Origin of the sequence: Terrimonas ginsenosidimutans, from assembly GCF_022012415.1 — a bacterium.
Classification (GTDB): Bacteria; Bacteroidota; Bacteroidia; order Chitinophagales; family Chitinophagaceae; genus Terrimonas_A; species Terrimonas_A ginsenosidimutans.
The window spans coordinates 43,016-58,789 of sequence record NZ_JAKLTR010000018.1; the positions used below are offsets into that span (position 1 = coordinate 43,016).

At 46.2% G+C, this 15,774-nt stretch carries 8 protein-coding genes; all 8 read left to right on the plus strand.

Annotated features, from left to right (window positions below; all coding sequences use genetic code 11):
• Nucleotides 1-32 precede the first annotated feature (32 nt).
• The 8 genes from LZZ85_RS22845 to LZZ85_RS22880 all read left to right on the plus strand — a co-directional run bounded on the left by LZZ85_RS22845 (nucleotide 33) and on the right by LZZ85_RS22880 (nucleotide 15,766).
• Nucleotides 33-224 (plus strand): hypothetical protein, encoded by a 192-nt coding sequence (locus tag LZZ85_RS22845; protein WP_237875689.1) that lies wholly within the window; start codon nucleotides 33-35, stop codon nucleotides 222-224.
• A 27-nt stretch (nucleotides 225-251) separates the two neighbouring features.
• Nucleotides 252-929, plus strand: a complete 678-nt coding sequence (locus LZZ85_RS22850; protein ID WP_237875690.1) for an ABC transporter ATP-binding protein — start codon at nucleotides 252-254, stop codon at nucleotides 927-929.
• A 31-nt stretch (nucleotides 930-960) separates the two neighbouring features.
• Nucleotides 961-3,378 (plus strand): ABC transporter permease, encoded by a 2,418-nt coding sequence (locus tag LZZ85_RS22855; protein ID WP_237875691.1) that lies wholly within the window; start codon nucleotides 961-963, stop codon nucleotides 3,376-3,378.
• A 135-nt stretch (nucleotides 3,379-3,513) separates the two neighbouring features.
• Entirely contained in the window at nucleotides 3,514-5,910 is a 2,397-nt protein-coding gene (locus LZZ85_RS22860) for an FtsX-like permease family protein (RefSeq protein WP_237875692.1), read from the plus strand.
• A gap of 26 nt (nucleotides 5,911-5,936) precedes the next feature.
• Nucleotides 5,937-8,324, plus strand: coding sequence for an ABC transporter permease (locus LZZ85_RS22865; protein WP_237875693.1), 2,388 nt, complete (start codon nucleotides 5,937-5,939; stop codon nucleotides 8,322-8,324).
• A 39-nt stretch (nucleotides 8,325-8,363) separates the two neighbouring features.
• Nucleotides 8,364-10,721, plus strand: coding sequence for an ABC transporter permease (locus LZZ85_RS22870; protein WP_237875694.1), 2,358 nt, complete (start codon nucleotides 8,364-8,366; stop codon nucleotides 10,719-10,721).
• Between the two features lie 36 nt (nucleotides 10,722-10,757).
• The gene (locus LZZ85_RS22875) at nucleotides 10,758-13,157 is read left to right on the plus strand and encodes an ABC transporter permease (protein WP_237875695.1); all 2,400 of its coding nucleotides are present in this window, start codon (nucleotides 10,758-10,760) and stop codon (nucleotides 13,155-13,157) included.
• A 179-nt stretch (nucleotides 13,158-13,336) separates the two neighbouring features.
• On the plus strand, nucleotides 13,337-15,766 hold the full coding sequence (locus LZZ85_RS22880) for an ABC transporter permease (RefSeq protein ID WP_237875696.1): 2,430 nt from the start codon (nucleotides 13,337-13,339) through the stop codon (nucleotides 15,764-15,766).
• Nucleotides 15,767-15,774 lie beyond the last annotated feature (8 nt).

Sequence of the window (15,774 nt, forward strand, 5' to 3'; positions counted from 1 at the left end):
TCGTCCGTACCCAAACCAACAAAAGTAAAGCCATGAAAAAGAAATTTGTTTACCTGTTATTGCTGGCCTGCGGTATGAGTCCGCTTTCCTTTGCAAGACAGCGCTGCAGCGATACCTTTATCGTCGAACCGGCGAAGGGGCAGCATGCTGCTGAAGCAGATGTAGCCGCAGCAAAGAAAGGATATGACCTTTCGCCCGTAGGGTTCTTTGTATTAAATATGTAATTACTCTTCACCTAATAATTTATTTAAATGATTAAGATTACTGATCTCGAAAAGATCTACCGGACCGAGGAAGTTGAAACCGTGGCGCTGAACAGATTATCCATCGAAGTGAAAGAGGGTGAATTTGTGGCGATCATGGGCCCCTCCGGTTGCGGCAAATCGACCCTGCTGAATATCCTGGGCCTGCTTGACGATCCCGATGCCGGCAGCTTTGTATTTGCCGGAATTGAAGTAGCGAAATTCAATGAAAGAAAACGAGCAGACCTCCGCAAAAGAAATATCGGGTTCGTATTCCAGAGTTTTAACCTGATCGACGAACTGACTGTTTTTGAAAACGTAGAACTGCCCCTGATCTATACAGGCGTGAAAGCGGCTGACAGAAAAAAGCGTGTAGATGAAGTGCTTGACAAAGTACAGATCATGCACCGTCGCAATCACTACCCGCAACAATTATCCGGTGGTCAGCAGCAGCGTGTGGCTGTGGCCAGAGCGGTTGTAAACAAACCAAAGCTGATCCTTGCCGATGAGCCCACCGGTAACCTGGATTCAAGCAATGGTAACGAAGTAATGGAAATGCTGACTGATCTGAATGAGCAGGGTACAACCATCATCATGGTAACGCACAGTGAGCATGATGCACGTTACAGCCATCGTATTATCCGCATGCTGGATGGTCAGACGGTCATCGAAAACATTATGATCTAGAATTTTACTCTACCATTTTTATTATTTCAAAATGATCAGGAACTATTTTAAAGTAGCTTTTCGTAATATCTCCCGTTATAAGGGATTTACTTTACTGAACGTATTAGGCCTTGCGGTTGGGATTGCTTCATGTATCCTGCTTTTCCTGGTAGTTCGGTATGAGCTTAGCTATGATAAATTTTTACCTGGTCATGAATCGGTTTACCACATCATCACTAAAGACAAGGAAGCCAGTGGTGAAGAGTACACATCTGGTGTTCCCTTCCCTTTATATGATGCAATAAAAGTTGATATGCCGGATCTCAAGGCCGGCTCTCTATTCTCCAGCTTTGGCAGCCAGATGACCGTCCTTGGTAATGATCCCAATGCAGTCGTTGGCAAAAAGTTCATTGAAGATGGAGGCGTATTCTATGGAGATGGAAACGTCTTTAATGTTCTGCAATTCCCTTGGCTAACCGGTTCTCCGGCCGTATTGGACGAACCCAATATGACCGTGCTCACCCAGGGCATTGCCGACAAATATTTTGGCAGCTGGCAATCCGCTGTCGGACAGTATATCCGGCTGGATAATGCCATTACCGTGAAGGTTGCCGGTATTCTGAAAGATGTGCCAGGCAACTCAGACTTCCCTTTTAAGGTGGTCACTTCTTTTGTCACGGCTAAGAATAATGCAGGCGTCAGTGGCTATGATCCACGTTGGGGAAGCACTACCAGCAACTACCAGGTGTTTGTCCGCAAACCGGATAATATGCCCGAAGCCCAGCTGGCTACTGCACTTGCGGCATTCAGTAAAAAACATTTCCCTGACGCGCCGGGTAAGACAAAACGTGAGGTTTTACTTCAATCACTCAGTGAACTTCATTTTGATACCCGCGTGGAAAATTTCGGGGACCATATCACCAATAGATCTACGTTATGGACCTTATCGCTGATCGGTGTGCTGATCATCACGATGGCCTGTATCAATTTCATTAATCTTTCAACCGCACAAGCGATCAACCGTTCAAAGGAAGTCGGCATCCGGAAAGTTCTCGGCGGCAACAGGATGAGCCTGTTCTGGCAGATGATGGGAGAAACAGGTATCATCGTATTCATCTCGGTTGTACTTGCCCTTGCGATAGCACTTGTGTGCCTTCCATTCATCAGTCATGTGGCATCTATCAGTGACAAACTTTCTATTTTTACGCCTTCTGTTCTGCTGTTCACCTTACTGGCAGCACTGTTGGTGACGTTCCTTTCAGGTTCTTATCCTGCACTGATCCTGTCGGGTTTCAAGCCGATGCTTGCGCTGAAAAATAAGATCACTTCGGCCAGCGTAGGTGGTATATCGCTGAGAAGGGGATTGGTTGTTCTGCAATTTTCAATCTCGCAGGCTTTGATCATCTGTACGATCATTGCGATCAGCCAGATGAATTCTGTAAAAAATGCGGATCTCGGATTCAATAAAGACGCAGTGCTGGTAATGACCTCAAATGCGGATAGCGTGATCTTTTCAAAGCAAAGTGCTTTTAAGCAGGATCTGCTTGCCATGAATGGAGTAGAGGCGGTCAGCTTCAGCAGCGATGTTCCTTCATCGGAGAATAACTGGTCGGCTAATTTTGCTTTTGATCATAAGGACGATGAAGACTTTGATGTGTTCATGAAATTTGCAGATGAGGATTATTTTAAAACATTCGGCCTTCAGCTTTTGGCGGGCAACCGGTATGGACAAAGTGATACGATCAAGGATGTTGTGGTGAATGAAAAAATGGTCAGCCAGCTTGGTGTAAAGAATCCTGCTGATATAATCGGAAAGGAGATGCGTATAGGCAGGAATAGCTGGAAGACGATAGTAGGTGTAGTGAAGGATTTCAAGACGAATTCATTGCGGGAAGATGTCAAGCCTTTGATGATCGCTTCCCGGCAGGACCGGTATGGATGCACAAGTATCAAGCTTAAAACGAGTAACCTTGCCCAGATAAGGGAGGATATCCAACGATCCTGGGATAAGTTCTATCCTCAATATGCGTATGACAGTTATTTCATGGATGAATCCATCGAAGGGTTTTATCAGCAGGAGAATCAGCTTTCGCTGTTGTATAAGATATTTTCAGTGATCGCCATTTTGATCTCCTGCCTGGGATTATACGGATTGGTATCATTTATGGCGGTCCAGCGCAGAAAAGAGATCGGGGTGCGGAAGGTTCTTGGTGCGTCTGTGGCGCATGTCGTATATCTGTTCTCCAAAGAATTTACGATCCTTATCCTGGTTGGTTTTGCGATCGCGGCTCCGCTCGCATGGTACGTGATGAACCAGTGGTTGGGAGATTTTAAATACCGGATAGATATCAGTGTATGGATCTTTGCGCTTGCTATCCTGGTTTCTGTCGTTATAGCATGGATCACGGTCGGATATAAGTCAGTCAGAGCTGCACTGGTCAATCCCGTGAAGTCACTCAGGTCGGAATAAATATTACCACACATAGAGAGAAAGTGTTGGCTGCGCGATCAAACTGATCATTTCGCGGCACAGCCAGGCGTGTTGCTTATTGTGAATGCAGATAAGCAGGGCAGTCTGTTCTTTAAGTAATATTTAAATAATTCTATGTTCAGAAGTTATCTCAAAACTGCGTTCCGCAGTCTTTGGAAAAACAAAGGATTCTCGTTGATCAATATCGCCGGGCTCGGCGCAGGCATTGCTGTATGCCTGATAATCTTTACCATTTTGCAGTTTGAACTGGGGTTTGACGGCTTTCATAAAAACAAGGACCGCATTTTTCGCGTGATCTCTGAACGTGAACAATCGGGTGATATCCGTCGTTCGCCGGGGGCGCCTTATCCCATGCCTGGTATTCTTAAACAAGAAATGCCCGGTGTTATTTCTTCCGGCGTTTTCCAGGAAACAAATGTGCAGATCATTATCGATGATGAGCAGGGGCGGCCCGTCAAAAGATTCCGTGAGGAAGGGAGTGTATTCTGCGTAGAGCCTTCGTTTTTTGAGATATTTGATTTTGCTGTAGAGGCTGGCGACTATCATTCCCTTGCCGATCCCAATACTGCGTTGCTCAGCAAGGAAGTTGCCGACCGGTTTTTCGGTGATTGGAGAACGGCTACCGGCAAAACATTCCGTAAGAATGGCCAGGTGATAAAAGTGGCGGGGATCATGAAAGATCTTCCTGTAAATACCGATCTGCGATCCGGGATATTTGTTTCTTATTCCTCTCAAAAATGGCTGTCCACAAGTGATGACTGGCATAGTACTGCCAGCAACCATAATTGTTACCTTCTTCTGCCTGAAGGCACAAAAAGCGCTGATATCTCTCTTAAGCTGACAGCCCTGCTGGCTAAACACTCTGACGATAAGAAGAAAGGTGATGCACAGGCGCTGCAGCCTGTTACTGACGTGCATTATAATGGAGAGATCAGTAACTATACCGGCCGTGCAGTTACAGGTCAGTTGGTAAACACGTTGTCTCTTATAGCCGGATTTATCCTGCTGATCGCTTGCGTTAACTTCGTGAATCTCTCCACGGCGCAGGCGTTCAACCGTTCGAAAGAAGTGGGTGTAAGAAAAGTCCTGGGTGGAAGCAAGTTTCAGATCAGAAGCCAGTTCTATGGAGAAACGTTCTTACTGGCTGCCTGTGCAACTATCCTGGCTGGTTTGATTACTATACCCGCGCTTCCTGCGATTGGTGGTCTATTAGACCTGCCTTTGGATAACAGCCTCCTGCTGAAACCGTCTGTATTACTGGCATTGGCAGGAATGCTTGCCTTAGTTGTTGCACTCGCGGGCTTTTATCCTGCGATCGTTCTCTCCCGCTATAATCCTATTACCGCTTTAAAGGGAAAACTTACGCGTAAAGCATCTGGTGGAGTAGCTGTAAGAAGAGGTCTTGTAGTCTTTCAGTTTGTAGTAGCGCAGGTACTGATCATCGGCATGGTGGTGATCGTACAACAAATGAGCTTTTTTCAAAAGCACGATATGGGTTTTGATAAGGAAGCGATCGTGAATCTGTCCATTCCGTCAGACAGTGCTTCGATGAGTAAAATGGACTTTCTCCGTTCGAAAGTAAAATCAATAAACGGAGTGAAAGAAGTAAGTTTCAGTTTTGCAAGCCCGGCTGACAATGGAAACTGGAGCTCGAACTTCCGGTTTGATCACGCTGCGGAAGAGACAGAATGGTTTGCTAATCTGAAGTGGGCTGATCATGATTTCCTGAACGCTTATGATATCAAGCTTATCGCGGGACGCAATCTTTACCCGTCTGATACAGTTGCTGAATTCCTGGTGAATGAGACATTCGTGAAACAACTGGGTATTACGGATGTCCGGCAAGTGCTGAATAAAGAGATCAGTATCTGGGATGCGATGAAGGGGAATGTTGTCGGTGTGGTCAAAGACTTCAATGCACTTTCTCTTCGCAGCGGCTTTGTGCCGGTGGTCATCTCTACCAATAAGACAAACTACCGGAAAGCGGGTATCAAGCTGCAAACAGCTGATATGGGAACAGCGCTTACATCATTGAGGCAATTATGGACCGCTACATTTCCTGACTTTGTATTCCAGGAACAGTTCCTGGATGAAAAGGTTGCCAACTTCTATGCACAGGAGCAGCGGCTGTCCGGACTGTATAAGATCTTTGCAGCACTGGCTATGTTCCTAAGCTGTCTCGGCTTGTACGGGCTGGTTTCTTTTATGGCTATTCAGCGGGTAAAAGAAGTGGGGATCCGGAAAGTGCTGGGTGCTTCATCGCTGAAGATCGTATTGCTTTTTTCAAAGGAATTTTTGATTCTTATCGGTATTGCCTTTGTGATCGCAGCCCCGCTTGCGGTGTATTTTATGAATAAATGGCTGAAAGAATTTGCTTATCAGATCGATATTTCGTGGGAGATAATAATGCTGGCTGGAATATCCGCTGCGGTTATTGCCTTATTGACGATCAGTGTAAAAGCTATACGGGCAGCGTTAGCTAACCCGGTAAGATCATTACGTTCCGAATAGATATATAACAAGATAAAAACCATCAGATGATCAAGACCTATTTTAAGATCGCGTTCCGTAATCTCTGGAAGAACAAGACCTTCACCTTTATCAACCTCGCCGGTCTGACCGTTGGGCTGACCTGCGTGATATTGATGGTGCTGTATATCCAGCATGAACTCAGCTATGACAAGTTTCAGAAGAATGCGGACCGGATCGCGAGGGTCACGATGGAGTATAGTATGAGCGGGGGAGAACCGCGTAAGATCGTGATGACGAGTACCAAGGTCCTTCCTGCGCTTAAGAGGGTTTTCCCGGAAATAGAAGATGGTGTGCGGATGTCGGGTGGCAGGTCTGGTCTGGTCAAATATGAAGATAAGGTGTTCATTGAGCCAGGTTTTATTCATGCTGATTCAACTTTCTTTTCTGTGTTCTCTTCTTTCAAATTGTTGAAGGGCACTGCTGACCAGGTTCTGAAGGCGCCAAATATGCTTGTAATCAGTGAGTCTGCCGGAAAGAAACTTTTTGGTAATGATGATCCCGTTGGTAAAACATTACAGGTAGGTGCCGCACAGACCAACTATCTGATCACGGGTGTGGCGGAAGATTGCCCATCCAATTCCCAGATCAAGTTCAATTTCCTTGCTTCTTTCTCAAGTCTTGGGCCTGCACAGGAGACTACTTATTTCAATGCTAATTTCATTACCTATTTCCTGTTGAAGGATAAAGCATCTATCGCCTCTCTTCAACCCAAGATAGCGCCGTTCATGAAAAAAGATATGACGGATGCTGCGATGACTTTCCATCTTGAACCTTACACGAGCGTGCATCTTCATTCCGGGCTGGATGGTTTTGAACCGAACAGTAATATCAATTATATCTATATCACCGGTGGAGTAGCCCTGCTGATCCTGATCATTGCCTGCTTTACTTATGTGAATTTAAGTACGGCACGGTCAATGGAGCGGGCAAAGGAGGTTGGTATCAGGAAAGTATCGGGGGCATTCAGAAGCCAGGTATTCTGGCAGTTCATCGGGGAGTCTTCACTTCTGACAGGAATAGCCCTGATACTTAGTTTTGTGCTTGCAGGTCTGTTGCTGCCTTCTTTTAATGAGCTTGCAGAAAGGTCTCTTTCTTTGAGCGGATTGCTCAAACCGTCTATCCTGATCATTGCCTTATTGATACTTACATCCATATCATTGCTGGCAGGAAGTTATCCCGCGCTGATCCTTTCGCGTTTCCAACCGGTAAAAGTCTTGAAAGGGACATTCAGAAATTCTTCATCCGGTACATGGATCAGAAAATCACTGACTGTTTTTCAGTTCACTGTTTCCGCATTCCTGATCATCGCGACGTTTGTATTGCAACGCCAGTTAAAGTATATCCAAACGAAGAAGCTTGGGTATGACAGGGAGCATATTGTCGTATTACCGATGGACTCGCGGATCAATGAAAAAACGGAGCTGTTTAAAACGGCACTCAAAAAGGACCCCGAGGTTCTGGCAGTTTCAAAGTCTTATAACACGCCTGTAAATATTATGGGTGGGTACTCCATGAGTAACTCCCTGTCGAATGAGAATGCGATGTCGGTAAAAGCTAATCCCATCGACGAAGATTATATCAAGGTCAATAATCTGAAGATCATTGCGGGAACTGACCTGAGCCGTCAGGATCTGCTGGATGTTAACACGAGTGATACGACCAGGAAACCTTATTTCCACTACGTATTGAATGAATCTGCCGCTGCTGCTTTGGGCTGGAAGCCGGAAGAAGCGATCGGGAAAAGGATGTTTCTTGGCGACCAGCGCCCGGGTGAGGTAAAGGCTGTTATTAAGGATTTTCATTTTGCATCATTGCATACGGCAGTTGAACCATTGGTACTGTTCCCGGATAACTGGGGTTCGGTAATGCAGGTAAAAATGACTGGTAACAATATGTCTCAGACGATTGCCCATCTGGAGAAGACCTGGAAGGAACTCGCTCCACATCGTCCGTTCATGTACACATTTATGGATGAGGACTATAACAAAATGTATGCATCGGAAATGAGGACGGGTGATGTGTTCAAAGTATTTGCAACCATTGCGATCCTGCTGGCCTGCATGGGATTGTTCGGACTGTCGGCCTATTCTGTACAGCAGAGAACGAAGGAGATCGGGATCAGGAAAGTTTTAGGTGCATCATCAGCAAGGATCACAGTGTCGTTGGTGAACCAATTCGTTAAACTTGTTTTTATATCCTTCCTCATCGCAGTGCCTGTAGCCTGGATGCTTTCTGAAAAATGGCTGAGCAGCTTTGTTTACCGTACAGATATTCCTGTATACATTTTCCTTGTTGCGGGATTATCGATCACTTTTGTGGCCATGTTCACGGTGGGTACACAGGCGCTGCGCGCTGCGTTGTCAAACCCTGTCAAATCATTAAGAACTGAATAACGATTATAACCATTAAGCCATCGAATAACAAACCTTTCTATGATCAAGAACTATTTCAAAGTTGCCTGGCGCAATCTGACCCGCAACAAAACATTCTCGCTGATCAATGTACTTGGTCTTGCCATCGGTATGGCGTGTACCATGCTGATCGCGCTGTGGGTATACAATGAAAAGAACTGGGATGGGTATCACAAGAAATATGACAGTGTATACCAACTGTATGTCAACAGGAATTTCAATGGAGAAATTTCCACGGGTCCGGATTTGATGTATCCGCTGGTGAGCGCGATCCAGGCAACTCATCCGGAAGTGCAGCATGCTGTCACTGTTTCCTTTCCCGGATCAACACTGATGGGAAATGGCGAAACAAGGATCAATAAGACCACCCTGACTGTATCTCCGGACTTCTTTGATATTTTTACTTTTGATTTTATCAGGGGGAACAAGGAAGTGCTTAAAGATCCGGATGCGATCGTTATGACGGAAAGTACGGCGAAAGCTGTATTCGGATCAACAGATGTACTGGGGCAGCAGGTCCGGCTTAACAATAACCGGAATGCTGTTGTAAAAGCGATCCTGAAGGATGTGCCCAGAAATTCAACTGTACAGTTTGACGGCCTTATTCCTTTCAATCCATCTTCACCTGAGATCAAAGAAGCGGAGAGTGAGTGGGTGAATTGCAGCTACCAGGTTTTTCTGGATGTTAAGCCGGGAACGGGTGTCAGCTCACTGGAGTCGAATCTGATCAACCTGATCCGTAAAAGAACGAATGGCGAGAATCCGACCACCCGCGGATCTGTTCTCCTTCACCCAATGGAAAAGTGGAGATTGTTTGAAGAGTTCCGTGGAGGAAAGAATACAGGTGGGCGGATCCAGTATGTTAATCTTTTTACCTGGGTTGCCGTTGTGATCCTGATCATCGCCTGCGTGAATTTCATGAACCTGTCGACAGCGAGATCCGAAAAGAGGGCGCGGGAAGTGGGGATCCGCAAAACGTTGGGATCCGGTAAGAAACAGCTGATCGCACAATTCCTGTCTGAATCTGTCTTACTGGCGTTGATCTCTTTTCTTGTGGCAACAGCAGTTGTATACGCCGCGATGCCCTCATTTACGAAGCTACTCAATATCGAAGTGATCATACCATACAGCGAACCGGCCATGTGGGCGATCGTGTTGGGCATCATTTTGCTGACGGGTTTTGTAGCGGGTGGTTATCCGGCTTTCTATCTTTCTGATTTCATGCCGGTGAAAGTGTTGAAGGGGACGATCCTTCAGGGAAAGCAGGCTGTTCTTCCAAGGAAGATCCTGGTTACTTCCCAGTTCATTGCTGCCATCGTGCTGATCTCCGCAACGCTGATCATTTATCAGCAGTTACAACATGTTAAGAAAAGAGATATCGGGTATGATACGAATAACCTGATCCAGGTAAAAGCAAATAAAGATCTTACGAAGAACTATGATGCCTTCAGAAATGAATTGCAGCAGTCGGGCGTGCTGTCTTCAGTGGTAAGGACCTCTTCGCCTTTGACCACGATCCTTGGATTTACCTCAGGCATCCGGTGGCAGGGCGCTGATCCGAATACCCAACTGATCATCGGTTTCCTGTTCTCCAATAATGATTTCACAAAAACATTAAATGCGAAGCTGATCGATGGGCGGGATTTTTGCGACGGGGATAGCAATACCGTTATCTTTAATAAAGAAGCGATCCGGTTGATGGGCCTTGAATCTCCTGTAGGAAGAGAGATTACCTGGGCAGGGCGTCAGCGTACCATCGTTGGGGTGGTTGACAATATGGTAATGACTTCTCCGTATGAAGCTGCGTCACCTATGATGGTTGCTTATGATAATAAATGGTCGGGCTTTGCCAATATCCGGTTGAATGAAGGAGTGGATGTGCGGAAATCTTTATCGTTGATCGAAGCGGCTTACAAAAAGTTCAGCCCCGAATATCCTTTTGAATTCCGTTTCATCGATGATGAGTTCAACCAGAAGTTTTTGAATGAGCAGTTGATCGGTAAGCTGGCGGTGATCTTTGCGGGTCTTTCCATATTTGTTTGCTGTCTTGGTTTATTTGGGCTGGTTTCTTTTACGATAGAACGTCGTACGAAAGAGATCGGGATCAGGAAAGTGCTGGGAGCTTCGGTGCAACAGGTGCTGGTATTGATGTCAAGGGAGTTCCTTATACTGGTAGGGCTTGCTTTCCTGGTGGCCATACCGGCGGCATGGTGGGCGATGAATGAATGGCTGAAGAATTTCAATTACCGGATCAATATCGGAGCGGGAGTATTTTTGCTGGTAGGCAGTATCACGCTGATCATTGCGCTGGTCACTGTTGGGTTGAACGCATCAGCCGCGGCATTGCGAAATCCAGGCAAAACATTGAGATCGGAATAATTTACGAACACATACACACATACACACACATTACATATGCTGAGAAATTATTTGAAAATAGCATTCCGGAACCTGATGCGAAGGAAACTGTTCTCCCTGATCAATATCCTTGGTCTTTCAGTTGGGATTGCTTTTTCCCTTTTGATCGGTGTTTATATTATCCAGGAGAAGCAGGTCAATGCGGATCTGAAAAATCCGGACCAGCAATTTATTGTCAAAAGCGATTGGAAGGTTAAAGAAATGGGGCTTGATATCACTACGGTGGCGCCACTTCCGAAAGCGATGAAAGAGGAGTACCCGCATCTTGTGTCGAATTACTACCGCTTTAACCCGGTAACGAATGTGGTGTCTGCTGGTGATAAGCATTTTAAGGAGAATATTGCAATAGGAGATACGACTCTTGTATCCATGTATGGTTTTCCTTTACTGCACGGCAATACCGAACAGGCTTTCAGAGATAATAATTCTGCAGTCATCACCGAATCAATGGCGATCAAATTGTTTGGAAAAACAGATGTATTAAATGAGCGGATCAGTATTGCTGCAACAACCGGCGAACAACAGGATTACCTGGTATCTGCCGTGATGAAGGATATTTCCAAAAACTCTGTTACAGGGTTGTTTGGTGAAACATATTCAGTATTTGTTCCGACAATTGGTAACCGGTACTATCCCGGTGGTGATCCTGCTGTTTCCTGGCAAAGCATTTACGAGATTGGTTTGCTTGAACTGCGGCCCGGCGTCACGCCTGCCTCTATGGAGAAACCTTTTGAGCAGGTACTGGCAAAATATGCTGACGAAACAACGCGGGCCAACCTGACGGTAAAGCTTGCTCCCGTGCGGGATTATTATCTGAAGGATAATAACAATGCGGTAAACCGGGTGATCGTAACACTTTCGCTGGTGGCGCTGTTCATCATTTCGATGGCTGTGATCAATTTCATTAATATCAATATCGGTACATCAACATACCGTTTGAAAGAGATCGGACTGCGTAAAGTGTTTGGCGGAGCAAGAAGTCAGCTCGTGATGCAGTATCTCACCGAAGCGATGGTACTCACCCTGATCTCGGGTTTTCTTTCGGTCATATTCTATGAAGCGCTCCGGCCTTTTTTCAGCCAGGTCCTGCAGACCTCCTTATTACCATGCTGGCAATTCAGCTGGGTGCAGATCGGCTTCTTTGTATTATTGCTGCTTGCTGTTGGGTTGCTGGCAGGGATCTACCCGGCCCTTGTGTTAAGTGCTGTAAGGATCAGTAAAGCCGTTAAGGGAAAGATGGATGATTCAAGAGGTGGAATGATCTTGAGAAAATCTTTGCTGGTGGTCCAGTTCTCCCTGGCGATACTGGTGTTTATCTGTGGACTGACGATCTCCAGCCAGGTTTCCTACATCTTCAATAAAGATCTTGGTTATAATAAAGAACAGGTACTGATCGTGACTGCATTTCCCAAGCAATGGGATTCAACAGGTGTGGGACGTATGATGGCCGTCAGAGAGGGGCTGAAGCAGGTACCATCCGTAAAAGCAGCGAGTCTCACATTTGAAATCCCAGACAGAAAGCCGCCCAATGCGGCCAGTCTGCAAGGAGAGGGAATGGATCAACCTGTATTGATCCCTGCACTGAATGTTGACGAGAACTTTGGGAAAACGCTGGGATTGAACCTTAGTGCAGGTACATTCTTCAATGATAAAGGAGCGCATATTCCCGGCCAGGTAGTGATCAATGAATCTGCCGCGAAAGCATTTGGCTGGACTGCGGAAACTGCGATAGGCAAAACGCTGAAACTTCCACCATCCAATGTTTTAACGGTAAAGGGGGTGGTGAAGGATTTTAATTATTCTTCGTTTAATGAAGAGATAGGGCCGCTGGCATTTTTTCATATTGAAGATGCGTTGAGTTACCGGTTCTTCGCCATTAAAGTGGTGGGTGATGACATGACAGCTGCCATCAATTCGGTGAAATCGAAATGGAAAGAGCTTTTGCCCAATGCGCCGTTTGATTATTTCTTTATGGATGATAAGTTCGCTTCGCTCTATGCGTCCGAGCTTCGTTTGAAAAAGGCGACCAGTCTTGCTACCGTCCTGAATCTGTTCATCGTATTCATGGGGGTCTTCGGCATTATCTCTTTTACCATTGCAAGACGTAACAGGGAGATTGCCGTGCGAAAAGTGCTTGGTGCCGATATTAAAAGTATTCTCCTGCTCTTTATCAAAGAATATGCATGGCTGATCCTGCTGGCAAATGTGATCGCATGGCCTCTTGCATATTGGTTTGCTCATCAATGGTTGCAGCAGTATGTTTACCGGGTACAGCAAAACCTGACGCCTTTCTTTGTGGCGGGTCTGTCTGTATTTGGCATTGCAGTCGTGCTGATCGGCCTTCTGTCGATGAAACCGGCGACCAGCAATCCCGTTCGCAACCTTCGGGCTGAATAACCCGTACCAATACCAGCTGCATTTTTTAGTGACAAAAACTGTTCGTATTCGAACAGTTTTTGTCCATTATCGCACAATCCTAAAGCGAAGCTATTATTTGCCATTGATAATCATTGGTTTGTGGAGTGGCATAGCCCTTGAAAACCAGTAAGGGCTGTCAATACACCAGCATCTATCGTATGATCAAGAACTACTTAACCGTTGCATTCCGGAGCTTGTGGCGTAACAAAACGTTCACCGCTATCAATATCACCGGGCTGGCGATAGGCCTGGCTGTGTTCCTGCTGATATTTCAGTATATCGGTTTTGAGTGGAGCGCAAACCGGTTCCATCAGAACTATGACCACCTGTACAGGCTTGGTGCGACCGGCAAGAGCGGTGATCAGAACTATCATTTTGCGCCGGGACTCGCAGGTCCGATTGTGCAGAAGCTACCTGCAGTAGAAGCGTTTGTACGAACGGCGGATGGACTTGGAAGCGGGGTGCTCAGTGTGATGGATAATGGAGTTGCCGGCAATGCGTTCCGCGAAGAAAATATTTCCTATACGGACGGCGGCTTCTTCTCCGCGTTCTCTTTTGCAATTCTTGATGGTGCCCCGGTTCTGGATCAGCCGCAGGCAATGGCGATCTCTGAGAATACATCGGTAAAGCTATTCGGAACGACAAAGGCTGCGGGCAGGATCATCAAAGTGAGCAACCAGTTTGGAAATACTGATTACACAGTTTCCGCAGTATTTAAAACTCCCCCGGCTGAGTCTGACCTGAAACCGGAAGTATTGCTTTCATTCAATACGCTGGCAACTGCTGCGAACAGGAATGAAAACGACTGGGCGGATCCTGCAACGCTGGAGAATGGATTTGTGACCAGTTATGTATTGCTGAAAAAAGATGCGAAGCCAACGGAAGCAGCGGCTGGCATTACGCAGCTGATCCATTCATTACAGCCGGATGAAAAAGATCAGATCGCATTTTTACAACCCTTCAGTGAAGTGCATCTGGCACCATCATTTGATTATTCATATCATACGTTCGGGAGTTTAAAATTAGTGGCAATGCTGCTGGCAGTAGCCTTGCTGATCCTGCTGATCGCCTGGGTGAACTATATCAACCTGTCGACAGTTCAGGCATTGAAAAGAGCAAAGGAAACCGGTGTCCGGAAAGTATTGGGAGCAAGCAGGAAACAGCTGACGGTGCAATACCTGTCAGAAACTTTTCTGCTTACGCTGGTAAGCATCGGACTGTCGCTGGTCATCGTACAGTTTGCGCAGGGGCTTTTCAACAGGTTCACGGGAAAAGAGCTGTCATTGGGTGTGCTGAACCAGGGTTGGTTCTGGGCCGGGGCAATTACCTGCGTGATCGTGGGTGCGCTGCTGGCCGGTGGATATGTTGCCTTTGTATTGAGTTCTTTCAAGCCCGTAACTGCAATCAAAGGCAGAGCGACGATGAACCGCAGCGGTTTTTCCCTTCGGAAAGGACTGGTTGTTTTCCAATTCAGTATTTCTGTTGTGTTCATCATTGCCACGATCGTATTGTATCAGCAATTGCAATATATGAAAGGTGGGAGCCTGGGGATGAATCTTGATCAGTTGGTGGTGATCAAAGGGCCAACCGTTTCAAGCGAAGAGCAGGCAGAGAAAAATGATGCATTCAAGAACCAGTTAGGCCGGCTGCCGTTCGTACAGAAATATGCGGGCTCGAATAATGTGCCGGGTAAAGGATATAATTTTTCCACCGCCAATATTACCAGGCTGAATCCTTCCACAGGTGATGAAAAGAAGAGCTATTCCATGTTCATTTCAGACGATAAGTTTTTCGATACGTATGACATATCATTTGTTCAGGGAAAGGCATTCACTGCAGAAGAGGCAATGAAAGCATGGATGAACGCGAAGAAGGTGCTGGTGAATGAAAAGGCAGCTTCTCAATTGGGTTTTGCGAAAGGAGCGCAGGTGGCGGGTCAGAAGATCCTCTGGAGCGGAACTGAATATGAGATCGGCGGAGTTGTAAAAGATTATCATCATTTATCGTTGCATAAACCGATAGATCCTGTCATTTTCCTCCCGTCCACGTCCTTTGTATATTTCACTGTGAAAACGGGATCGGATAATCTGCCATCGAAATTGTCAACCCTGAACGCGCTCTATAAACAATATTTTCCGGGTAATCCGTTTGAATATTTTTTTGCAGATGATACATTTGACCGCCAGTATGCAAGTGAGCAGCAATTGGGAAATGTGTTTGTAGGTGCAGCAGTGATAGCAGTATTGATCGCCTGTATGGGCCTGTTCGGACTGGCGGCATTTTCTGCTCAGCAGCGTACGAGGGAGATCGGGATCAGAAAAGTACTTGGCGCAAGCGTGGGAAGCATCACCTCGATGCTGTCACGTGATTTTGTTAAGCTGGTACTGATCTCAGTTTGTATAGCGTCGCCGCTTGCGTGGTGGGCATTGAATAACTGGCTACAGGATTTTGCCTACAGGGTATCTATTGGTTGGTGGGTGTTCGCCATGGCTGCCGGCATTGCATTGCTGATAGCAGTAATGACGGTCAGTGTACAGGCGATCAGGGCAGCGGTCATCAACCCGGTAAAGTCATTGCGTTCAGAATAGTTAAACAT